Annotated in this window: 19 protein-coding genes; 7 read left to right on the plus strand and 12 right to left on the minus strand. The window is 59.1% G+C overall.

Annotated elements, in window-relative coordinates:
- Positions 1 to 436: 436 nt before the first annotated feature.
- Complete coding sequence (locus ACLFLU_RS36245; RefSeq protein WP_426409448.1) at positions 437 to 670, plus strand: helix-turn-helix transcriptional regulator; 234 nt, start codon at positions 437 to 439, stop codon at positions 668 to 670.
- 367 nt (positions 671 to 1,037) lie between these two features.
- On the opposite strand, the gene ACLFLU_RS36250 is transcribed toward ACLFLU_RS36245, so the two are convergent.
- From ACLFLU_RS36250 to ACLFLU_RS36260, 3 genes are all read right to left on the minus strand, one after another.
- Positions 1,038 to 1,265 carry a hypothetical protein gene (locus ACLFLU_RS36250; RefSeq protein WP_426409449.1) on the minus strand — a complete coding sequence of 76 codons (228 nt, stop codon included), beginning with the start codon at positions 1,263 to 1,265 and terminating at the stop codon, positions 1,038 to 1,040.
- Positions 1,266 to 2,236: 971 nt separating this feature from the next.
- A complete protein-coding gene (locus ACLFLU_RS36255; RefSeq protein WP_426409450.1) occupies positions 2,237 to 3,934 on the minus strand; it encodes a UvrD-helicase domain-containing protein in 1,698 nt (565 codons plus the stop codon).
- 62 nt (positions 3,935 to 3,996) lie between these two features.
- Positions 3,997 to 4,734, minus strand: a complete 738-nt coding sequence (locus ACLFLU_RS36260) for a hypothetical protein (RefSeq protein WP_426409451.1) — start codon at positions 4,732 to 4,734, stop codon at positions 3,997 to 3,999.
- Positions 4,735 to 5,254: 520 nt separating this feature from the next.
- Between ACLFLU_RS36260 and ACLFLU_RS36265 the strand changes: the two genes are divergently transcribed.
- From ACLFLU_RS36265 to ACLFLU_RS36280, 4 genes are all read left to right on the plus strand, one after another.
- On the plus strand, positions 5,255 to 5,434 hold the full coding sequence (locus ACLFLU_RS36265; RefSeq protein WP_426409452.1) for a hypothetical protein: 180 nt from the start codon (positions 5,255 to 5,257) through the stop codon (positions 5,432 to 5,434).
- 126 nt (positions 5,435 to 5,560) lie between these two features.
- On the plus strand, positions 5,561 to 5,908 hold the full coding sequence (locus ACLFLU_RS36270) for a hypothetical protein (RefSeq protein ID WP_426409453.1): 348 nt from the start codon (positions 5,561 to 5,563) through the stop codon (positions 5,906 to 5,908).
- Positions 5,909 to 6,000: 92 nt separating this feature from the next.
- Positions 6,001 to 6,153: a hypothetical protein gene (locus ACLFLU_RS36275; RefSeq protein WP_426409454.1), complete on the plus strand. Its 153-nt coding sequence runs from the start codon at positions 6,001 to 6,003 to the stop codon at positions 6,151 to 6,153.
- Between the two features lie 379 nt (positions 6,154 to 6,532).
- The gene (locus ACLFLU_RS36280; RefSeq protein ID WP_426409455.1) at positions 6,533 to 9,358 is read left to right on the plus strand and encodes a type I restriction enzyme HsdR N-terminal domain-containing protein; all 2,826 of its coding nucleotides are present in this window, start codon (positions 6,533 to 6,535) and stop codon (positions 9,356 to 9,358) included.
- Between the two features lie 184 nt (positions 9,359 to 9,542).
- On the opposite strand, the gene ACLFLU_RS36285 is transcribed toward ACLFLU_RS36280, so the two are convergent.
- Genes ACLFLU_RS36285 through ACLFLU_RS36295 form a run of 3 tightly spaced genes read right to left on the minus strand, consistent with a single transcriptional unit; the run spans position 9,543 to position 12,781 of the window.
- Positions 9,543 to 10,553, minus strand: coding sequence for a TIR domain-containing protein (locus tag ACLFLU_RS36285; protein WP_426409456.1), 1,011 nt, complete (start codon positions 10,551 to 10,553; stop codon positions 9,543 to 9,545).
- Entirely contained in the window at positions 10,451 to 11,248 is a 798-nt protein-coding gene (locus ACLFLU_RS36290; RefSeq protein WP_426409457.1) for an E2 domain-containing protein, read from the minus strand. Before ACLFLU_RS36290 ends, ACLFLU_RS36285 begins: the two co-directional genes overlap by 103 nt.
- Entirely contained in the window at positions 11,249 to 12,781 is a 1,533-nt protein-coding gene (locus ACLFLU_RS36295; protein WP_426409458.1) for a transcriptional regulator, read from the minus strand.
- 187 nt (positions 12,782 to 12,968) lie between these two features.
- Here ACLFLU_RS36295 and ACLFLU_RS36300 point away from each other — a divergent pair, with 187 nt between their 5' ends.
- Entirely contained in the window at positions 12,969 to 13,289 is a 321-nt protein-coding gene (locus tag ACLFLU_RS36300) for a helix-turn-helix domain-containing protein (RefSeq protein ID WP_426409459.1), read from the plus strand.
- The gene (locus ACLFLU_RS36305) at positions 13,286 to 14,179 is read left to right on the plus strand and encodes an ImmA/IrrE family metallo-endopeptidase (protein ID WP_426409460.1); all 894 of its coding nucleotides are present in this window, start codon (positions 13,286 to 13,288) and stop codon (positions 14,177 to 14,179) included. Before ACLFLU_RS36300 ends, ACLFLU_RS36305 begins: the two co-directional genes overlap by 4 nt.
- A gap of 679 nt (positions 14,180 to 14,858) precedes the next feature.
- Here the strand turns inward: ACLFLU_RS36305 and ACLFLU_RS36310 are convergent.
- The 6 genes from ACLFLU_RS36310 to ACLFLU_RS36335 all read right to left on the minus strand — a co-directional run bounded on the left by ACLFLU_RS36310 (position 14,859) and on the right by ACLFLU_RS36335 (position 23,358).
- The gene (locus tag ACLFLU_RS36310) at positions 14,859 to 15,647 is read right to left on the minus strand and encodes a hypothetical protein (RefSeq protein WP_426409461.1); all 789 of its coding nucleotides are present in this window, start codon (positions 15,645 to 15,647) and stop codon (positions 14,859 to 14,861) included.
- Between the two features lie 293 nt (positions 15,648 to 15,940).
- The gene (locus tag ACLFLU_RS36315; protein WP_426409462.1) at positions 15,941 to 19,576 is read right to left on the minus strand and encodes a hypothetical protein; all 3,636 of its coding nucleotides are present in this window, start codon (positions 19,574 to 19,576) and stop codon (positions 15,941 to 15,943) included.
- A gap of 346 nt (positions 19,577 to 19,922) precedes the next feature.
- Positions 19,923 to 20,597: a hypothetical protein gene (locus ACLFLU_RS36320; protein ID WP_426409463.1), complete on the minus strand. Its 675-nt coding sequence runs from the start codon at positions 20,595 to 20,597 to the stop codon at positions 19,923 to 19,925.
- A gap of 249 nt (positions 20,598 to 20,846) precedes the next feature.
- A complete protein-coding gene (locus ACLFLU_RS36325; protein WP_426409464.1) occupies positions 20,847 to 21,338 on the minus strand; it encodes a hypothetical protein in 492 nt (163 codons plus the stop codon).
- Positions 21,335 to 22,759: a B12-binding domain-containing radical SAM protein gene (locus tag ACLFLU_RS36330; RefSeq protein WP_426409465.1), complete on the minus strand. Its 1,425-nt coding sequence runs from the start codon at positions 22,757 to 22,759 to the stop codon at positions 21,335 to 21,337. The genes ACLFLU_RS36325 and ACLFLU_RS36330 overlap by 4 nt, the downstream gene beginning before the upstream one ends.
- A complete protein-coding gene (locus ACLFLU_RS36335) occupies positions 22,735 to 23,358 on the minus strand; it encodes a dTMP kinase (protein ID WP_426409466.1) in 624 nt (207 codons plus the stop codon). The genes ACLFLU_RS36330 and ACLFLU_RS36335 overlap by 25 nt, the downstream gene beginning before the upstream one ends.
- Between the last annotated feature and the right edge of the window lie 74 nt (positions 23,359 to 23,432).

Here is a 23,432-nt window from a genome sequence, read left to right on the forward strand (position 1 = left end):
ATCATTTGCTGCTTCGCTGCGTTGCGATAGGTTTAGCCGCATCGCTCCTTTGCCGAACTTCAAAAGGAGTCGGCTCATGAAATGATTGCGCTTGCCCGGCACAGTAGTCGTATTGGTGCGATCGATGAATGCAAGTGGCCGGCCGCTGACGCTTTAATTCCGCGCTGTGATGCCTCCTTTTGACGGATTTCATTACTGATCGCCAGCTATGCCGAGAGCGCTCTGGAAGGATTTGGAGTCCGATATGCAACAGTCCAGTTCTAATGCACGAGCCGGCTCACCACGACAGCGCTGATGATTTGAGGTTGTAAGAAGCGCCTCACTGAGATAATCATCCGGAGAGCGCAATTTCGCTTAACCGAGCGCATCGGTTGTAAATAGCCATTTTCGGGTTATCGGGACATGCCCGACTAAGGATTTCGCATGGGGGCGCGGTATGACAGCGGTAGAGGATTTTCGTGAGACAAGATCCTATGGGTTGACCTCGAAGGAGACGCAATGCCTTCAGTGGTGCAAGGAAGGAAAGACCAATTGGGAAATTGGGGAGATCTTGTCGATCTCAGAAAAAACCGTCGAATTTCATCTCGGCAACGCAATGAGGAAACTCGGCGTGGGAAACCGAATATCGGCTGTAATAATCGGCATTAAGCGCGGCGTGATCGGCCTTTAGCCAGAGATGAGAAGCGCCCCTCGCGGCCCTGCCGATGAACTCGACAAGTGTATGCAACCATCTGCTCGCGGCCTGGCGCAGTAAGTGACCTCGAATTCGTCCAGCGCCGTTCAACTTAGATGCTTCAGAACTTGCTAGGCGCCTCCGAATTTGACGCCTGGCTTCGCGCTCCTTGGGACGAAGCCGAAGGCGCTGCAGCGCCCCTTACCTGACCACACACTGAAGGTCGTGGTGACGGGCGAAAGGAAGATAAGGTGCTCGAGACTTAGGCGCATCGGAACGACCGAACGCAACGGAGGCGATCCCGTCGCCTGCCTCTCCGAACGGCGCAAATGATGGCATCAGAGCTGGAGCACCTTGATCGGGCCTACTTCCGTCCGGACTGCGACTGAACGTTCGCGTTGTTCGGGTCTTTCTCGTTCGCTTCGTGGTGCCCGATGACGCACCCAGCGGCCGCACCCAGCTTTCCATGCCCAGCCATGTGCGCGGCAAGGCCGACGGCGACGGCTCCCTTGATACAACCCTTGGCATCCGCAGCGGGTGCGCAAGCGAGCGGAATCGCGGCTGCGCAAGCAGCCACCATCATCCATTTCATGAGCGTTCCTCCGTTCGGGAAATCGGCTGGCCAACGCGGCCCGAACGAATTTCGTTCCGGTCGGAGCCGTTCGCCCGAGCACGTTCTCGCGCCTCGCGGCGACGCTCGCGCCTAAGCTGCGCTCGTGCAGCGCGCTGAGGCAGCGGATGCAGCAGCGCCTCGACCTTTTTCGGTGGGGGCCCGTTTCGACCGTCTGCTCGACACCGGGACGGGTTTCCATAAACGCCAGTTCTGATCGCCCTATTTCGGTGATCCGCCAACCACCCATTTGCCCATCGATCAGCCCGTTCGAAAAGATATCGAGGTCCGGCACGCGCGAGGCCAAGCGCTTGGTGCGTTCGCCCCACTCGGGGCCGCTGGTCGCCAGAATTGCCATATCGAGTTGAGATCCGCCATCAGGGCGAATCCAGCCGGGTAACTCACCAGGATCATCAACACCGTGACCTGAAAGTTCAATCTCGCCCCCTCGCCGCGTCAGCGCCACATCGTGGGCGCTCGCGAGAGGGCTCGCGGCCGACCAGCCTGAGTCCCTCCGGACAAACCTCTCCCTGTGGGTGCCTCCAGAATTTTGGAAGCGATGTGCGTGCGCGCTTCGATTTCGCACTGTGAAACGCTCTCACAAACCTCGTCGAGGATTGCGCGCAAAAGCGCGGTAGGTGCCGTGTCCAACATGAGATGCCCCCTTACGGGAAAGCCCCATGTTATCGCAGCTTTTCGATGTTGGGATTAAGAAATTATAAACCCAAACGACCGCCCGCTTCACGTTCTACGGATAACCGCCTCGCTACACCCATGCCGGAGGTCTCCGAAGAAACGGAACCTATCGTTCGTCGAACTCCACCAGACCTTTTTCGATCGTATCGCGGATGGGTTGGGCGAAACCGCCGCAACTGGCGTCGGCATAGATCTCCAACAGCCGTTTGGCACGGCTAGCCCCAAGGTAGACGCCTGAAATGAACCGCTGCAGGCCATTAAGGCCGGATCCAAGCCGCGTTATGAGCGTCGAGTTCGCATCCATCAACAGCACGGACTCGAATTGCAGCCCTGCGACGTTGGAAAGAACGGCCCGCTTCGGATGCCTCTGGATCAAACCGATTTCGTCTCGGCTTGAAATGATGACGAAGTCCTCGTGGAAAGCGGAAGCCTCCCGATACACCGAAAAGCGATGGGGATCGAGACAAAGCACCGCTACCCGCGCCCCCCTCCCTGGCTTGATTGGCCAGTTGCTTTGCTCGAATTGCGACCGCCTGCGCCATGCGGACGCCCACCGACCCTTTGTCGAGGTTGAAGCCGCCCGCGGCGGTATCCATGCGGACATCGCCCAAAAACAGAAGGGCCTTCGGAACCGGACCTTTGGCTGCGCCTGATACGGCAAACTTCGGAAGCTCCCATTCTTCCGAGAGATCGTTCGCCGGGAAATGAAGGTTCAACTGCTCCATGAACGCCGCGATTTGAGACGTGTAACGGAAGACCGTCGTGAGCTCGAACTGCTGGGCATTAGATTCCAATCGAGCTTCGGCCCAGATATTGTCACGGTCCCGGCGAGCCAACGGGAAGAAGCTGTTGCGCGGCGACTGCCGCGGATCGTACGCGATCGCCACGCGCGGCGAATGAGCATCCTTAAGCAGATAGCCAATCACTGGTCGCTCTTGCCGGTTGAAAAGATGCAGTTCGTCCGCGAAAACGAAATCGAAGCCCCGCCGAGACCGAATGGTATCCCATCGGAAGGACTGCAGGTACCTCATGAAATCGGAAATGAACTGATCGAGGCTAACCACCCCCATCTGCACGAGTTCGATTCGAAAAGATCGATACAACTCCAGAACGATTTGCTTTTCGGCTGGCGTTTGGCAAAGTCCGCGGGGGCCTGATGCCAGCTTTATGTACTTTTCCGCGATCTCGTCGACTTCGCGGGTACCAAGCGCTTCTAGAACGTTCGCAAATTCGTCGATCAGATCGACACAGAATGCCTTGTTGAGGTCGCTGCCGGCGGGAGCCAGGAGCGCGTCACGAAAGACAGGCCGACATTGATCAGCCATTTTGGCGACCGCTGCCGAATTCGCGATATCGCGCGTCAACGACGTGACCAGCTCGAGCTGCAGGATACGTCCCTCGGAGCCATCGAGTGACAACGGCTGAACGATCTCGCTATCGACGTTGATGAATTCGCTGGCGATACCGTGCAGCGTGGTAATCTGCATATCCAGTTGGGCGGGGGGATCGAAGAGCAAGTTGCGCTCGTCGATCAACATCAAGTAATTCCGGATGTTATCGGCAGTTTCCTGCCCATGCGCAATGAATGCGGCGCGGATCGGCTCAGAAGTACCGGCGTCGAGCCGATCGTATATCTCTTTCAGGAACCTCATGGTCAAAACGACGGTCTTGCCCGTGCCGGCGGCACCCCGAACTCGCAGTGGCCCCTGAAAGGGCGCCCTGAAGAATGTGAGCTGCTCCGCCGTCAGCTTGCTGTCGCGCCAAACGGTGTAGGGCACTCCCTGGGTAATGTTGCTGTCGGCAAAATTTCTGGTCAGAGCGATTGACGTCTCGACCGACCCAGTCGCCGCCGGTGCCGAGGCCTTCGCCAACGCGTCGGCATAAAAGAGTACAGCATCTTCGAAGAGCCCCACATCGAACCCCGCCCGAGTGAGCGGAGCGTTGGTCGAATTCACGATCGAAAATGCAAAGACGTGGTTCGTGCCCTCTGGAGACAAATCGACGTAGACCCTCGAGTTCAGCCGACTTCCCCAGCGGTTGCTTTGAAAGGATGCGGCTCAAGCACGTCGATTCTGGGGACGCGCCGCCGACGATATTTGACCGGAAGCGGCCTTTTCACTTCCTCGAAACAATCAGCGGAAAAAATCGGCTCAAGCGGATCGTCGAAGGTCTTGAGATCGCAATGAATCCATTGATTTCGTGGGCGCACTGCGCGATCCGGCCCCGCGGCGGCAACGACGTGAATTCCGTATTTCGATAAGACATAGATGGGCTCACCACCCGCCACATATGCAAATCCGTCGCAGATCATCAGATACGACAGCGCCTTTCGACGGCATTCCTGCAGCGTGGTCTCGAATTCATCCGAAATCAGCGTTCGAACGGGAAATTCATTCCTCCTGGGAAGGGGCGGCTCAAGGACGCCCCGGCGCATGTGCTGCCTGAACACATCTTCATTCAGGTGCGCCAGCTCACCTAACAATTCGGCTTCGGTCACATGTTCTTCCGAACCGCAGGACCATCTGAGGGGCCACCACAGCTTTTCTTTCCAGGCCAGAATATCCTCGGAAAACCGGCGCCGACCAATCAACGTTGTATCTGTGATGCGAAAGACTGGTTTTGCATCCGCTGCATCGGCTTGGTTCAGGATGAGCGATGCGCTCTTTTCCTGGAAATATTTCTTACGAGCCCTCCGACAACCATAGGGAATGAACTCGACCTCATAGCGGCACTCGAACGGCACAGAGAGATACACGGAGGACTCCGACTCGAGAGACATGGTCGCGCAATGCCCCTTGATATGCGCAGCTTGCTTCGAATTCATTAGCTCGTGGCGTCATCGGATTGTGAACGATTTGCGTTTCCGTCGCTCGGAATGGTGGAAAACCTGGGGAAACGATGGGAAGCTAATACTTCAACGCACTTGCACAGGTAGCTTAAACTGCATCACTCGCTCTTGAGCACGGATCTGTGGGACCTGCCATCGCGCCTTGGTTAAGACGCCATTGTCGGTCGGCGCGGTGTTAAGCATGCTCGAAATGCAACTTTTACATCATCCTAAGAGCGAAGCACCTCAGCCGGGTTGTCGCGAAGAAAAGTTAGCTTCCCAATTTCGGGTTTTCCACGGGCCCAAGAGGGTAGCTTGCGCATTTTTCTAGCCTAGCTCTGCTGGAAGCAGGAAGATTATCAAGCCGAAGAGACCTGATCGTCAGCGTCGAGAATCGTCAAGATTCCCGAGCGTTCCAAAATCGGCTCAAATGAGAGGGGACTACAGCATGGCAAAGCGTAAGCAAGAGACTTGCGTGGCCTGGAATATCACGGCGAAAGGCATCTCTTTTGTGCTGCCGAAAACAGATGATCTTTCGCCCACGTATTCGCGCAAGGAGGTGAAGCGCATTATCGCCCGTTTGCAGGACGCGCTCGACGACGAAATGGGGGCCACCCTGTTGCGGTGAGTAGCTCCTCTCGGTGAGCCCGTACGAGCCAGCGAAAGAACGGCGCAAATGATCTGCGCCGCCGGCACCGCGGGACTTTTATAACGGCCGACCGGCTACGCTAACGTAGTGATCAGCGAGGATAGTGTGAACCCCCAACTCTTCTACTACACGCAGCCGACCTTCCGGGCCGACAGCCCGGATCTCAAAAAGCTGAGTGCACGGGCGCAGTCCGATTGGACACTGGACACCCCCGGCATCGCGCTGGCCCTCGCCCTCGACTATTATCGTTTCGAAGCGTTCGCTACCAAGCGCGAACGGGACGCCCATTGCGGTGCGACCGGTCACCCGGACGTTCGATACGAACCGGCGACGCTGGAGGATCTCAAGCATAACAATGTCTCCATGGACATGATCGCGTGCGGGCACACCATCGATCATCCGCAGTTCGATGCAGTCGCACGCCGCTGTTCGACGGTGCTTTCGGGCGGCTGATTGAGGATCTTGTCGAAGCCCCGAAGGGTGCGAACGGCGTTCTCGCGTCAACAGAGATCATCATCGCGAGGACGCGATACTCGATCAAGGCCGTGGCGGTCGACGACTGGATCAAATTTCCCGTGTCCGCGATGACGGTCTTCGAGAAGGGAGATCCGGAGGTCGCGAAGCGCACCATCGCCTGGCTTGAGCACCGCGTCGAGCTCACGGCCTCGCCGTCCCTGTTCGGTCCGAAGCTGAACTAACAGTCGCCCGGCGAGCCTCGCCGCCTATTTGGCACCCTACGTGCCGGCCGGTCGGCGTAAAGGACGCAGCTTCCTGGAGCAAGCTGCCCGTCCACGCCGCGAGCCGGCGGGCCGAACGAACCCATCGCAATCCGTTGGTTCCCGAATGCGCCATTGTGGATGCTTCGGCTGAGCTCATCCCAACGAGGCTCGCCGATTCTGCGCGCACCGGGCAACGGCATACCGGCCTAAGCGACGGTCTACGAGGTCATTTGAAGCGCTCTGAGCGCACCGTCCGAATATACTTGCGCGATTTGGAAGCCGTCATCTTGTGTTTCTGCGAATCGCGATCTTAGGTTCGATACCAAACCTTCGCGCCGTCCCCTGAGACACCTTCAGCATGTCAGATTTTTGGAACACGACATTCGTCGGGCTTACCAGCGAAGCGGACGTCGAACATAGGCTCGTCGTTCCGCTTCTACTTGCGCTCGGCTATGAACTGGACGATATCGCCTCCAAGTACCCCGTAGAGTTCCGAGAAGGTCGACCAGGACGGCGGCCCGAAGCGGACTATGTCTGCTTCAACGGTCCGCTGCGCACACGCGATGCCTCGCTCGTCGTGGTCGAAGCCAAGAGGCCCGGAGAGGCATTGCCGGACGGCAGGCTCCAGGGTGAGTCGTATGCAGCCAACCTACGAGCCCCTCTATTGCTGCTCACCAATGGCGAGCGAATGGAGATTTGGCAGCTCAAGCCAACACAGGAAAGCGAGCGGGTACTGGACGTCTCCATCTCGGATTTGGCGGCAAACCGGGGCATCATCGAAATTTTGCTCAGCAAGATCGCGGTCGTGAACTACTGCCGTACTTTCCACGTGAAAACAGTGCTGGAGGCGTCCGCCGATTTTGGCCGCTACGAAACCGCAGAGCTGAGGCGGTCGCTTCCGTACGCGGCCTCCATCGATCGAACCGTCAGAGGCGCGGCGACCACAGTCGAGCTTACTACGGAGCGACTCCTCGCCGAATGTCCGACAGGCTGCATCATCGGCGGTCCATCCGGCTTCGGGAAAACAACGCTTTCAAAACGCCTGTTTCGGCAGGCGATCGAAGCCCGGTGGCAGGACGGTAGTTCGCGACTCCCTATCGATGTTCCGGCGCCGGACCTTGAACAGACGGGCATTTCCCTGTTAAATTTCATGCAGGCTCGAGTGGCGGCGCACGTGCCCGGCTTCACGAGGGCTGCTCTGGAGGACCGTATCCGGTCATCGGGCGTGGTCGTCGTCATCGACGGCTTCGACAGGGCGTCGCCCTCATTTAGATCCCGCTTGACGGCCGATCTGACGAACCTTTTACGCGACTACCCGCTGGTTCAGGTATTCGTATTCTCTCGCGAAGCGGTTCGTCCCGATATTGCGCTTCCATTGTTTTCGCTCGCCGCCCTGACGGAAGCAGAAATGCGCGCGCTCGAAACGCTCGTTTTGGCCGAAAGCGGCGATAGCTTTGTATCGATCATCGGGATGATGCCTCCGATCTTATTGGCATTGTGCGATAACCCGCTCCTGCTTCAGCTGACACTGGAGTACTGGAAGCGCGAGAAACAATTTCCGGCGACACTCCTTCCCCTTTTTCGGTCCTGGCTGGAAAACCTATTGAAGGCCAAAGGGAGCAACGTCGTCTCTTCGATACACCGAGAGAGCGCTCTGACGCTCATCGCGGAGGCGACGTTCCATGGTCCGACCTCGGGCGAGCACATCCTGAAGCTCTTTGAGCAGGCCGGGATTCCTTCAGACGTCTTGAACGAGCTCGTCGCCTGCGATGCCGCGCGTACCAGCGGCTCCTTGATCGAAGTGCATCACGAGGCGCTTGCCGACTATCTTCGGGCAAGCAAGATGGCCATTGCATCGGAAGCCGAAATGCTCGCTAGGATCCCAGGACTAGCGCTCTCGGCCGGTTCCTTCTTCCCGGTTCTGTTGATATCGCTGCTTCCGAACCGCCGGTTGCAATCCGCCCTGTGGAAGCGCCTTACCGAGGCGGGCCCTCGGGTATATTTCGACGCATTGCGATACAGGTTCGATGTTTCGTCGGAGCTAAGCAAGCTCGATCCGAGGCAGCTCGCGGAAGAATATCTTGGCGATCTGCTCGAAGGCATCGAGCAACCGCTTGACAACTTCTTTCCTGCTCTGAGACCGCGCCTCGTCGAAGCGATTACGAGCGAGCCAGGCGACCGTCTCGGAGTCGTCGGAGATCTGCACCGTCCATCGAATGGACTCGCATACAAGCTATACGCGAGGAGCCCCCAAGACGAAGCTTCCGTTCAGATACAGAAGCCTACATTACCCGGCATACTGAGAGGCGTCAGCCTTGACCTTTCGAATTACCGGCTAGATAGCGCTCGGTTGGTGGGCATAAATCTGTTGAAGGAAGGTGTTCTGGAGGTAGTGGCGTCGGAATTCTTCCAGGGCGGCCACGCATTGGCTCAGGAAAGGCTTATGGGTCGCTGCCGATTTTTGGCTCAAGAGTACGACTTCCCTGTCCGACTGGATATGGATCTCGACGTTCTCGAGAATGCTTTGCTTCCCTACCAAAATGAACGCGTTATGCCGCGTCCGTTCTCGCATGATGAGAGCTTCTCCGTGAGAGAAATGTTGAGCGATTTGGAGATTCTACGTTCGCTTGGCGTATCTTCGCTCGATCCGTGGTGGAATCGGCTTGGTTGGAATGCGCAGGGTGAAATGCTATCCGACGACGCCATAGCTCGAGTCCTCGATGAACTTTATCGTCGAACTCAGATGGTCTACTATGAAGTCGTGAAGACATCTTTTCCGAAGATAGCACAGGAAATGGCGTTCTTTCCGGTGCTTCCGATCAAATGGGCGCTTACCGTCGTGCGAGGCTCGCCGCGTGGCACAGGCACATCGGTCTACTACGCATGGTCTCCTGTCGCGAAGTGGGAGCAGGCCGGTGCGGACGTCAGCTTCTGCGAGACTCCTCCGAGGGAAGAGCTGGAAGAGCTGAGAAGAAATGTCGAGCAAACCCGCGCTGAACTTGCCTCATTCGGGCGGCCCAACTCGAAGCTTCCGCGCTTCAACGGCTTCACCCAATTGCCCGACTTCTCGGGCCAGCAATACAACGGCCGCTTCGATGGAGGCACTCCAGCGATTCACGAAGCGTGTAGCTGGTTGAGAAGCGATCTCAACGACATATTTTCGTCGATGCCTCACCGCGACTGATCCGATAGTCTGGGTTGCCGACTTCGCTCGGCTACGACGCGATCCGGAACGACAGCTTCGCCTTACCGCACTGCTTCAGCGCGGTAGGCAGGAGTTCCGCCTCTCCGTCGACCGTAGTCTGAAATAACGCAAATGAGATCCGCCATCCTCCCATTTCGTCCCGCCAGGACGGGCAGACCTGCGATTACACGTTCCGTCCCAGGCGCATGATATGCTCGCGGAGTTCATTGCAAGCGGGAGCAATGCTAGAGGCCGGCTCCTTTGGATCGAAGCGGTAGCTGATCGCCGTGACGCCGGCGAGGTCGCTGGGCAGCTTGACGCGCGTAGCTCGTGGCTCCATGAGTATCGCGCGACTGCGCCCCAGGCGCCCCATGAAAAATCCGAGTTCGAAAACGACGTTGTCGCGTGGGGTCGGCCAGCTCTCGTCGCGTACCTCGGTCCGGTCGTCGCCGTGGGCAATGGCAACGGCGAAGTCGGACCGGTCGAGCTCGTTCTCCAATGACTCGAGCGTGTAGTTGGTGACGCGGAAGACGCCATCTGTCCAGACGATGGTGGCGAAAGGATCGTGTGCGAAGGCGCTCTGTATGGCGCGAGCGACCTTGACCGCTTCCGCCGACGAGATCAAGAAGACGCGGATCTTCTCGTTAGGCTCCCTGATCAGCACGTTTCGCTGCTCGAGCCGTCGTGCCACCTCCTGGGCAACGCGACGCCAGACTTCGGGAAACTTCGTCGCGATTTCGGAGAACTGCGGCTCCGCGACCTTCAGGACCACGGCATCCTCGTCGCAGATGACGGTCGCCGACCGCTTCTGTATCGGCGACACGGTCGCCATCTCGCCGATCGAGTCGCCGCTGAACCGACGCGCGACCTGCTTGCCGTTGACGATGACGCGGAATGCTCCAGAGACGATGAGGAAGATATCGTTGTCGGAGCCGTTCTGCTCCAAGAGGGTCTGGTTCTTGCCGACCGCCTCCAGAGCGCCACTATCCGCCAAGGCCTCGGCAGCACCGGCAATGCCCGCCACGATCTTTTGCTTTCTGAGTTCCTCGATCAGAAGAGCTCGGCCTCTTTCACCTTGAAATCTGTTGATCATCACGCGGCCTCCGTCCGCAACGGGCAGTCGTCCATCGTTCCGCAGCACTTGGTTCCCTTGGCAGTGTGGGCGGCGTAGAATTTCGCTTCTTCCCTTTCCCACCGGTGAAGGGCCAGAGTAAGGTCAGTGAGGGCGGCTTCATGCCCGCTGCAGCCGCTGATGGGCAGCCGGAGCCGAGCGGCGGCGTCGCATTTGCAACGAGCTCGCTTGGTCATGAGACGGGGCCCGTTCTCGGCCACCGTGACGAGGCGCCGGCCATCCTGCATAAGACGGATGCGGCGCTCGCCGCCCACCGACTTCCGGACGGTAGTGAGCCGAGATGCGTCCAAAAGCTTCTTGAACTTCTCCCCGAGATCGGAGGCGGCGCGCTCCGCGATGGATTGTTGCCTGGCCGCGGGCGCACCGTGGGCTCTCGCCTCAGATTTCGCGGGCCATCGGCGTTGAGAAGCGGCGATCCGCTGCCTGCGCAGGAACGTGAGCAGCTTGCCCATCCAAAGCGAACCGCCCTCCTCGTCAGTTATCGCCAACTCCTCAACTTCGTGCCAGTAGAGACAGAAGCTCCCGTCCCGGTTGATGTGGCGTTCCGGACAGCAGGCCGGCAGCAAGGCCGGCTCGGCCTCGCGCGCGATCGCAGTCGTGCCGACCTGCTCGATCCGCAGCCGATAAGTGGGCCCCGGCGCGCCGGACACGGTCGGCGGAGCAACGTCGATGATGGCGTGATCGCCATGAAATTCGATCGGCTGCGCGTGATGCGTCGCCGAGATCTGCTTGATGATGTCGAGCGGATCGGGAGGCATTCACACGATGTCGCTAAAGGGGCGGAAAGGCTGCTCGACGGCCTTCGCCATCGCGGGCGCCGCTACGGCGTAGGCGGCGATGGCGGCGTCCTTCGCGACCTTGTCCCCCTCGGCCTCGAGCGAGTCTACCGCGGTGTCGTAGTCGAGGTCTGCCTTCTTGCGGCTCTTGCCGAAGAGCTTTCGCACCGCCTCGCTCCCGCCGTCGTAGGCCGCTTGACCGATCGCCGTCTCGACGCCCTTGCACCGACACTGTTCGTTTTCAGACGCGAGAACGCCGCGACTTACCGAGCACCGGACCCGGTCGCCTTGCATGCCGAGCCGTGTCACCGTCATGGGGCCGAATTCATAGCCGATCGCCAAACCAAGCCCGGCGACATCGACCTTGTTCGCCTTGAGACGTTCCAAGGCAAGATTGAAGCTGCTCCTCAGTGCGCCGGCGCAAAGCGTCGCGGTCGAGATCGTCTCTTCTTCGCGAGTCGTATAGGCGGTGCCCTCCATCAGAAGAGCGTGGATGCAATCCCCGATGAATCGGATCCTTCGCCCGCCGAAGTCGGACGAGACGACGCGATCGAGCTCAGAGCGGATGACGTGGAAGCAACGCACGACGTCGGCTGCCTTCTCGTCGATGTTCGCTGCGACATATTTCGTGAATCCGTCGATGTCGGCGTAGACGGAAGCAGCCTCCATTCGTCGGGAGTTGCCGGGCGTCAGGACCGAAATGTCCAGGTTGCGCAGAGGCGGGGTCGGGCGCGAGAATTCGAACGACCCGATCGGGTTGTCCTTGTTGTCCTGCCGCCACTCCTTCACGATGGCGTCCTTACCCACGTCGAGCTTGGCGATGTCTTGGCAATGTGCGATCTGTTCGGAAGTGAGCGGCGTCGTTCCTTCTTTGCCGGCTTCGACCTCTTCAAGTCCGGCGGCCTTGCGTGCGTCGTTCGTGAGATAGATGCCCTCGGCGCGCCAGTTGGAGGCCAGCTTGGCGGCGAGATTGGCCGCGGATCCGAGAAACAGCGGTTCGCGGTTGCCGTTGCGGCCGTTGTTGACGGCCAAGGTCAGACCGCTGTCGATACCGATCCTGACCTCGGCGTTCGGGATGTCCTCGTCGTCATCTCCGGTCTCGGCAAGGACGTCGATCACAAGCTTGCCGATCGCCACGGCCCTGCAGACCCGCTTCTTTTCCTCGTCCCCTCCATAGGGCTTGGCAACGAGGGAATGAAGGCGTTGATTGTGAAAGTCCACGCGTGATGCGTCGCAGCGGGAAAGGATCCTGTGAACGGCACGCTGGTGGAGGTTAAGGAAGCGCAGCGTACGCTTGTGGCAGCGCTCCCCCTCCTTGTCAGTCGTGGCCAGGATATCCTCCATGTTGAGGATGTCGATGTAGAGGTGGGCCGCGTGGACGCGGTAGGCTTTGTTCGTGGGGATCGATTGCAGAGACATCTCTCGCTTGTAGTCCGCGATCTCGACGGTCTTGACCTCGTCGATGCGCTTGTCGATAGCTTCCTTTGCGCGGTCGTATTTCCACGAATTGCCCACGAGAAATTCCTCAATCTACAGCCCGCCTGCGAGAGCCATCGGGATCAAGGAAGCGGACCGGTCTTCGCAAGATCCATACGAAAATGTTCGGTATATCGAACAGCAAAAGTGTTCGCTTGTCAAGCACGGATCCGTGCGGTATACCGAACATCGCCTATCGCGTTGTCATCATTGAGGAATTGTCCGAATGCCTGCTTCGCTCCGGGAGAAGCTCAAGGAACTTCGTAAGAAGAAGGGCTATTCGCTCGACGAACTCGCGCGTCTTAGCGGCGCAAGTAAGAGTTACCTGTGGGAGCTCGAGAACCGAGAGGAGCGCAAGCCGTCGGCGGAGAAGCTCGTCGAGATCGCTCGCGTACTCGACACGACGACGGACTATCTTGTCGATGACAAGGCATCCTTCGACGACAACCAGGTCAAAGAGGCGTTCTTTCGCAAATTCAACAAGCTGGATGACGACACAAAGGGACGCGTCATGGACATGATCGAGACCTGGAGCCGCAAGAAATGAAGATGCCCACGACGTGGGAAGGTTGGGCGTCCAGGGTCTCGCTCTATGTCCGCGAAGGGAAGAAGCTACTGGGAGAGCCCCGCTTTCCGATCCGGATAGCGGAAATCGCGCAGGATTATTCGCGAAACGTGTTCCCGGTAGACCCGATCGTTCACGTCGAGGGAAATGACTTCGCGGGAAAATTCGAAGGCGCCCTCGTCCCCAATGAAAGCAAGCAATGGGCGATCTTCTACGATACCGGCCACACGTCCAAAGGACGCATCAACTTTACCATGGCCCATGAGCTAGGCCATTACCTCGTGCACCGTCACCTTTCGGGAGAGCCCTTCTACTGTTCTAGGCGCGACATGTGGGCATGGAGCTCGGAGTACGGCCGCATGGAAGCGGAGGCAAACAGTTTTGCCGCATTCGTTCTCATGCCACCTGACGACTTTCGCGAACAGACGCACGACTTTCTCAAACCGACGCTGGCTCAATTCGAGGTGCTTCGGGACCGATACGAGGTTTCGCTCACCGCCGTCGTCCTCAACTGGCTGAAGACGACGAAGCGTCGCGCGATGCTGGTAGTCAGCAAAGACGGCTTCATCGACTGGTCATGGGGAAGCGAGCCGTTGTACGCATCCGGGGTGTTCTTCAAGGCCAAGCAGATCACCACGCCGGTCCCGGATCGTTCGCTCGCGGCTCTCGGCTCCGCTGCGGGCGTCACCGAAATTCAACACCCGGCGGGCGTATGGAATCGGCGCGAACCGGTGGTCGAATCGGTCGTGTTCTCCGAATACCACGACATGACCTTGTCACTGCTGATCTTTCCTGCTCACGGTCACGTCTCCGCGTCGTCCGGATACGAAGGAGACGAGCTCATGGACACCTTTGAAGCATTTCGCAGGTAGGGGTACTTCCCGCGGCGGTTAGCTAACGTCGGCGGCAGACCTGCCAGGCAGCGACTGCTGTGTGACTGACGCCTTGGTCTAGCCGCCCACCTGTGAGCATCCCCGCGGGACCTATCTTCTCGACACGCGCCGAGACTCTTCGGCCGACCTGATTGTTGCGCGAGTGCAGACCCCGCGGTCGATCATGGAGCGGCGTTCTCGCCGACCGTGATGTTGTTGCCGATACACGCGTTTAGGGTGCCGGCGCCAGCATTGGGTGTGGATCCGCCAACTGTCTTTTCCGCGATGGCAATGAGCTCGTCGTGCCGGATTTATCAGCCGATTGCCCGTTCAGAACGTCGCCGCTTTGACCGAGCGCGACCAGATCGGACCGCGATGCTGTCAACGTGTCGTGGGCGCCTGCAGCGATCAGAATGTCGCTCCCGGCTCCGTCCGTCACTTTCTGCCCTGCGTCGGAGGCGACCACGATGGATGTGGTGCCAGCGCCTGCGGTTACCTCGATCAGCAACACATAGGAGCCAAACGTCCTGTTCTAGAACGGCTCTTCCAGATACGGACGGCGTCATGGACATGCCCGTCATCGATCCACAACGATGCTGGTTGTTACTGACAGGGCATGAGCCCGCAGTATTCCAAATAGTAGTTCTCGTACTTGCAGATGTATGTTGCGTTGTTGAATTTATGAGAAGGATTTTCCTGCCATTCGACCAAGAACCTGAGCTTGCTGCTCTTCTTTGGTGAATACCAGTAGTAATAACCTTTGACGGGGCGTCGCTCGTCGCTTCTGTAAGTTGCCTCGCCGCTGTCCACAACAGCCCCCCAAATGTTGGCATTGATGCTTGAAAATCGGGTTCATCAACTCGGTTTTGTTGCAGTCATCGCCCCCGGTAGATGAGTTTATTGCCAAGCTTCTCAGCCAACTCTTGAAGAAGTAAAAATATATTCCATCCAGGTGCATCGTCGTTTCGCGCCCGCTCTCCGTGATTGGTTCAGAGACGTCTGTAAGGATCCCAATCAATTTGTTCTCTACGCTGACTTTTGGAATGCTCGCAAATCTGCTGATGTCCTCGCCAATAAGACCGGGGGAGTTCGCGAAGTAGCTATAACGCGGCCTTGCGAGTTCAGTACGTGGTGCCGGCGCGCTGCACTGCTTTATCGCTTCTTGCGCCATTTTTTGCCGGCAATCGCGCCCGTCGTGACGATCCTTGGCGAGTTCGTCGCGTATAACCCCTTTGTAGGCATCCGTCTTGCCCTCGAGATTTATCTTGCCCGAGCCGGCGAGCGCCCGAGCCATCAAGCCATCTACCTTGGCCTCGATATTCCCCGTCAGGCTGCTGCCTGATCCTTCATTCGCTATTTCACCGCAAATGCTTGCAGCGAACTTGGCTGCGTCCTCGAGGCAACCGGCGTGTGCCGCAGAACAGGTCGCAAGCAAGCCTAACAAAATTAGAGATGCCAGCTTCGACAATGGAGTCTCCCATGTTGTTGAGCCAGCTCTATTATCGCAGAAATTGTATAGGTTGCACAACCTTAGGGAATCTATCGAACCATTGGTTGCTCGTACATTTCAGCTGATCCCGCGCCCCGGGAGCGGGGCCCGCAGCCGTCGAACAGGCGATAGTCGAGACTGCCGCTACCGGCGACACGGCCGTCCGTGCCCTCAGCTCGACTGCGAGGGCTGGGAGGCGCGATAGCGTCTGCCGAGTTCCCGTCCAACCGCAGAAGGGCGAGCCAAGCTTGAAGCGGTATCGCTCATGAGTGTCATAGCGAGCGAGAAGTAAGCGGATCTCCGTAGACAGTCATCGCAAGATCGGTTGCGGGATCATCGCCCAAGACTTTACGGACCGCGCAATTGGCGTCGAAGCACGCGTCGATGACTGCCGCAGACCTGCTCCACCGGTCGAGGAAGGTGGGCAACCAGTACGGCGGGACGTTGGTCCGCAGCGGCCAAGGAGGCGCCACCACCGCCCGGCATCCGTTGTCCAGCAAGCGCCTCGCAAGCCCCACCATCGCGCTGGCCCCTGGATGCTTATCAAGCCTGCCGCCTGAACAAACGAACAGCACGACCACGCCTATCTGCTCCAGGGCTCCCGATATGGTAGACGAGGCCAAAGCCAGATCGACGTCGTCGGTGACGACGCGAAAGAAGCGCTTGTCTTCAGCGACTCCCCCATGGGCGGCCACGATCATCATGTCGCTTCCCTTGATGCCGGCCGGAGGTTCGAACCCGCTAGATAGCGTGACCCCGTGGTCTGCAAACGTGCCCGCCAGGCGGCTGGCCAGAACTGCCAGCGTCGGCAACCCCTCCTCGGGGATCGCGTCGGGAATCCAGGCCGAGATACGTCCGTCGCCCTTCCACTTGGAACGACGCGAGGCACGCAGCCAACCCAATGAAGGAGAAGCCGCCAGACGTCGTTCCTTTCCCGCGAGATCCGGGCCTATCCGAAGGAGATTGGGCGGAAAGCCTTGCAAGTCCGCACTCGCGATGACCACGGCGCGCTCCGGCATTTCCGAGACGCCGATCCCTTCCGTGCTGGTGTAGAACTCGTTGAACGCTTCGACGTCGCGATATCCATACGGGTAGGATGCTTCCCATTCGGCCAGCCGATCATTTGCGAACACATCCTCCGGCTCCAGGCAGGCTCCCACCAAGTCTCCGTCGATGGCGACTGCTCGCACAAGACCCGCATCTGTCCGACCCAACCCGACCACTGCAAGTCCCTCGCCGGAAATCTTCATTGCTGCTGCGGCCGGGGCTCCTGCACCGTCGAGCGCACTCGCAACCGGGCCGCCGTCCGCAGGCCTCGCCGTCTGATCGGCAAGAACCTCGATGCCGTAAAACGCCGCCATGTCGTCCCGCGGACCTTCGGCTTCCAGCAACCTACGGGCCGCAACGACCAACATCCCCATGTCGTAGCCGGCGTCCTCGCCGTACCGTGCCTTCTCCAATCGCGCGGCGAGGGCTACGACATGGCCGAGAGAGGGATTCGTTGATCCAAGCGCGTCGAACAGAACTGCCATACCTGGTCCCGCTTCGACGCGTGCCTGTTGCATGGTCTGCCTTGCGCTTGCGGAGATTTCGACACCTTGCTGCTCTGCGAGCCGCATGATGTTGGCGAAAAGGATCGTCGCCGGCTCGGCTTCGTCTTTCGAAGCAAGAACTCTCCGCAGGTTGGCCTCGGATCTCTCGATCAAGCGGCGCAATCGATCCGGCTGCACGCTCTCTTCGCGATCGTAATCCGCAAAATCGAGCTGAAGTTCGACGGTGTCTATGCGGTCGCCGTATCGTACGCTGGCACCCATCTCTTGCAGAGCGCGACGGGCAGTCGCGATGAGAGGGCGCGCCAGCGTAAGAAGGCCGACATCGCGTAGAATACGAAGCAATAGCAAGATTTCATAGAATATCTCGTCCCAAGTGGCTTCGTCATCCGCCGAGAATGCGCAAGCTAGTCCGATCATCGATTCCAGACCGTTGCCCAAACGAGCGTATGTATCGGCGAATGCGAACCAGGCGAGCCTCCGCCGGTGAGGGCTTCCTCGGCCCGATACCAAGGTTTGTTCGACGAGGTCTCGAGCCCGCTGGACGCGACCGGCAATCGCGAGCCTGCCCGCTGCGAGCCTCATGATGACGAGATCTTCGTCCGGCTCGGACCCGAGTGGGGCTATCGAGGCGGCCATCAGCAGGCAAAGGTCGATCGTACGGACATCTGCGTCTTCCAGAATCCGCTCGCCCATGTATTCGACTAAACGAGCCAACCCGAGCAGCACTGCTTCGGGCGTTTCGGTCAGTCGCTCTCTGGGGTAGATGAACTTGCCCAGGATAGCTCCTCCTTGAGCTCCCATTAGCGTTAGCCCGAGTCTCATGATGCCTTCGAGCTTGTCCGGCGAGCATGCAGGAATGCGATCCTCGACTTTCGGTCTTTGGCGGATCCGCACTCCAGCTGCCGTCCGGTCGATCAACAGTTTGGCCATCATGGGTGCGGCGATTGTACCCAGTACTTCCGGCGACAATATCCGCATCAGTGCGAGCCGCGACGCGCCATCGAGCGGATCGCTCGCAAGACGTGAAACTGCGACACCCAAGGCCCTAAGTACCAGTCCGTCATCGATGGCAATGTCCAGAACAAGCCTTCCTCGCTCGATCATGGAGAAGGCCAACCCAAGCGAGCGACGATCGCCGTCGGAATCCGACAGAAGAGAATCTATCGCCTCTACGCGGCGCCCCCTGACTTCCAGGGATTCCGCAACTATGCGAAGCGCGTCATTTCGTGCCTCGGGAAAACGACTGCGAAGCTCATCGAGCACTCTGTCCCCGTCCAACTCGGCGCCCGATCCGATCAGGTCCGCCAACAGGCCGTAGAACTCCGCCAACCTCTGATCCTCGGCTCCGCCTTGCCTAAAGACATCCGCAGCTTCGCGAAATCTCCGGTCTCGAACCAAAGCGAGCGCTCGATAGGCCCGCAGCACGGATGAGCTCGGAAATAACGACGATAGCGAAGAAGCAGCGGCCGCTGCCGCATCTCTATCGCTTAATCGGTCCGCGAGATGCAGGGCGGACTCGATATGCTTCAAGTCGTGGAGCTCTGATATTGACCTATTCAAAAGGACAGCCGACATTCTCCCTGCATCGACCTCTTCGGCGAGTATGGCGGCCCGGAGCGCGACTTCGCCGTGGGTCTCCTCGAAAAGGTCCGGGTCGGCCTCGAGCAAGGCCTTCGCGATCGGTAGCGCTCCCACGATCTTGAGAATTTGCGCCTTGAGCAGTACTTTGGTGATTGGCCGCAGGTCCTGACGGTCGATGTCCGCCAGGACTGGGCCAATACGTCCTTCCTCGGCGGTCGACCGCCATTGCTCGAACTGAGCCGCCTTGGAAAGCGAGTTCGCCTCGACCTCCGCAAATCCCAAAAGTCCGTCGCGCGTCTTTTGAAGCAGATCTCGGTTTTCCGGTCTCTCAGGCAGGAATTGGCCAACATCGAGCACGACATAGGCACGCGAGATATCGGCGACGCTGTGGATCAGCTGCGTCGCTGCATCGAGATGCGAAACCCAGGTATCCTCCGGTAGCGGCGGATTGAACTGCCTTACGTCTACTCCGGAAGCCCGGTACTTGGCAGCCTCCACGACGATGAATGCACTCTGAGGGGGCGCTCCCTGCACGATCTTGACGATCGAGCTGGCCTCGAGGCTTGGACTGACAGCACAACGGATTGCGCGAAAGGCCAAATCCAGCTGTTCCGGTGCCAGCTCGGAACCGGCCCATTGGGCCCAGCCGCTGGTGAATGCCGATCTCAGCGCGGCGAGTGCCTCCCTATCGCTTCTTCCAGGCGGCAGTACGAGCGTTACGGCCGCAAAGGCCGGATGATCCGCGTTACGAAACATTCGCAGCAGCGCTGCCATATGGGCGGCCCGCTCTATGCGATCTTCACCTAGCAGGAAGAGATCTACGCACCCTGGGCACGGGGCATTCCTTCCGAAAAAGTCGCGAATGCTGTCGTCGCTTGACTTCGGGGACTTCGCCAAAAGCAACTCCTAACGTTGTGTCATCAGCTTCACCTCGGCAGCCGGAACTGACGCGCGAAAGTACAGCCCTCGAGTCAAGTTGATACGCTTGAAAGAGGCGAGACGCGATGATCGTCGAGATACAATGGTCGCGTCGCAGTCCGCAACAGCAGAAAGATTTGCAATCGCCGGACGCCCAGAATGCCTCGCAGCCACTGCCCCTAAAGAACAGCGGGAGCAACAGTCACCGGGTGTGGGAACGTCCCATACGTCGGATGATCACCGGCAACTCGAACTCCGCCCAAACTCCGGTCCGAGAACTTCTGTTGTAGTAGAACTTGCCGCCGGCATTCTCTACCACCATCGCGCAGACGCCGAGGCCTCCAGGCGTCGTATGAAGCGTCTCGAGATTCCAACTGGCTTCTCGGGTGAGCCTGACGGTGAACGCACCGAGCTTTCGCGGCAACAACCGAGTGCGCCTTAGGCCTCTCCGTCGGAAAGACTCCCCCGTCTTGGCCGTTCGGTGTCGCGGCGCCCTCATCAGCAGATAGGCAGAAAACCCGTCGTACTCGACGACTGTCGGCTTCTCCCGCTGTTGCGGGATGGTGCCGGCCAAGCTCCATAATTGCTGCTCCAAAGTGCGCAAGGCCACCGCCAAACAGCGGATGAGAGCTTCCTTCGTTGCCGTAGTTCTTGGCGACAAAAGAGGGATGCGCGAGAGAGCTTCGTTCGGGGTCAGTGCGTCAACTTCCGCCTGAATACCCTGCTCGTCCAAGCCCCGGAATAGATCCTTTACGTTTTCATCCGCAGCTTCCACCGCAAGCCACGTAGCGAGGATCGCCTTCCTGGTGCCTCGGATACCTTTCCTGAGTTGATCCGCGGCACCAACATTTCTTCTGACTAGCTCGATCCATGACATGGCGCCGAACGTATTCCTCCCAGGGGCTTTTCACCTTCGCCCTCACCAAACCGTGTTCTATCGGTTTAAGGTCGGATGGCCACACTGGGGAATTCCCTAGCATTCCGAGATTGTAGGCGACACATGACGGCCGGTGACTCAACGCATTGGCCCAGAATGAGCTGTATCTGGTCGACGACGGCAACCAACGAGTTGGCTAAGTTAGTCCGCTGAAGCGTCAGGGACTGATTAAATGCAGCCGTCTTGCATTCATGCGCCGATCGTCGCCATTTGTGCACCGGCTCGAATGCAGTTGCCCAGGCGGCGGACGTAGTCCGTTCTCTCCGGCTGCGGTCGCCGCATCATGAAGGAGGGATGCTCTAGCCGCATGATCCGCGGTCCGGACTTGTAACCTGCTGCAAGCCTTGCACTGGCGACGCGTTGAAGAGCATCCCCGACCACCGCGCTCAAGCCGATCACCACGTCGGAACTATCGAGAGTCCAGAGCGAATGGCTTTCCAATTCCTCCACGAGCTCGGCGCAGGTCGGATATCGCTCTCGCCCTTGCTTGTCGAAGAGCGCGCGAGGAATGACGTTGTCGAAAGAGATGGAGACCGACTTCCGCAGGCCAGCCGTATCAATGGCGCTCCGCAGAAATTTACCGGATCGAGAGCTGGGCGAGAAAGCAGGAAACGGCTTTTCGGTCGCTGGATCAAACTTCCTGCACGGCCCGAGAAACAGGACGGAAGCTTTCGTCGTCATTGTTGTCTCTGCTCCCGCATGATGTCCGCCAGATTTCGCCTGACGGTCGCCACAGGCACCTCGCCGAACTGAAGGCCCGTCGAAAAATTGAACTCGTCGCGATCAGGTGAAAACGGCTCGTCATCGAGACTATCGGAATAGTTCAACATGGATTCCGGCAAATACCCAGCCGCCAACAATCGTTGCCAATCGGGCGTCCCCGGGTAAGGCCGATATTCGAAGACGCTGCAACGAAAACGTCCCGGCAGCCCCGCCGTCTCGTCCCAGAGGCGTCTGACGAGGTCCAGAGTCGCCTGGTGTTCGTCTCGCGTTTCAGTAGGCAGCCCAAGTATGAAATAACCCTTAACGTCGATGCCCCAGCGGCAAAGGCGGGTGACCGCCCTAACGACCTGGGTCACGGTGATCTTCTTGTCGACGTGGGAAAGCAGGCGATCGCTGCCAGTTTCGATGCCGAGCGCCACCTCTCGGCACCCGGCTTCGCTCATCGAAGCCAAAAGGTCGTCGCGTGCGTGTGCCAGGACGTTGATACGCCCGGTGGCGTCCCACCGCATGTCGAGGGACTCGTCGATGAAGGCCTTCAAGGTCGTCCGCATCAATCGCGAGTTAGCCAGGAACAGGTCGTCGACAAAGCGGATTCTTTGCACGCCGTGCTGCGTCCTCAAGCTGCGGATCTCGGCCATTATCCCGTCCGGTTTACGCATTCGCACCGTCACGTCCGGGTTGCTGCTAATCGCGGCGCCACAGAACGAGCAATCGAATGGGCATCCGCGCGACGCCACCATCGCCGACTCCAATACGCCGTCGTCCGAATAGGGATCCTGCGTCAAGAACTTGCGGTCCAGAATCGGCATCGCGTCCACATCCGGCGCCAGAAGATTCGGATCTCTTGCGCAGACCGCGGGCATGATTCCCTGACCGTTCTGCCGCCAATATACGCCCGGCAGCTCGCCTCTGGCGCCGGCACCGGCAAGCAGGCGAGGCACGCGCGTCTCGGCCTCCCCAATGACCAGCGCGTCGATCCGCGGGATGCGAGCGTCCTCGAGAATGGCCCGCGGCATGGCCTTGGCCTGGTGCCCGCCCAGCATCACCGAGATCCCTGGATCCAGAATCCGCAGGAGCGCAACGCTGTTAATGTAGGTCGGAGCCAGAAGGTTCAAGCCGACGAACCGGGGCCGAGCGTCATTGATGAGTTTGGCCACCTGGGACAGCCCTAAGCCGAGCGCCTCAGCGTCCAGGACGTCCACGATGAAGCCGGCCTTCTCAGCGCAGGTGGCGATGTAGCCCAGCCCGAGAGTCGGCAGCGTGAAATCGTTCCTTCTCGGAGAAATGTCGTAGTTCTTGAGCGGCGAATTCACCAGAACGAGGTCCGCCCCTGCGGAGATCTTCCGATCCGGTTTCATGAGCGGCGAAACTTCGCCCATAGGGAAGCAAGCTCAACGGAGAGACCTTCCACGATGGCGACCTTGTCCATCGATGCATCGACGATGCGTACGTCATGGCCCTTCTGCACTAGATAAGTGGAAGCCTCTTCGTACATTTCGACCTCACGTCGAACATCCAGGCGGTCTTTGAACCAATCCGATTTGTGTGCCCGGCTTTTCCGTCGCTCCGCCAGTTCCTCTGCTTCCAGCCGGAGTGCGAAGGTGACCGAGCCAGCAAGCAAAGGGCGGTTGACGACATAGAGATAATCCATCGAGATGCCCGCGAAACGCTGATAGACAAGCGTCGAAAGCACGTACCTGTCGCAAAGAACGGGCCCTCTGGCCGCCTCTCGCAACTCAGCCCTCGCCGACGCTGTCGACAGAGCGAGCGTCAACGGATGCTCCGGGGAGCCGGCCAGCTCCCTGATGACCTGTCTCCACCGACCGCTGTCATTGTTGCTGGCCAGCTCCATGCGAACAGCAGAGCGTCGGAGTCGATCGGCGATCCCCTCCAGTAAAGTCGTCTTGCCAACGCCGCTAGGGCCGTCCAATGCGGCTATCGGCAGCCACTCTCTGGAGACCAGCATATCGTCAGTCATCGATCGGAACTCCATTCAATCCCGACGCCTTCCGAACGCAACTGGCTCAACTTCCGAGCGAATCATTCTCAGCA

It is taken from the genome of Bradyrhizobium ganzhouense, assembly GCF_049949285.1.
Classification (GTDB): domain Bacteria; phylum Pseudomonadota; class Alphaproteobacteria; order Rhizobiales; family Xanthobacteraceae; genus Bradyrhizobium; species Bradyrhizobium ganzhouense.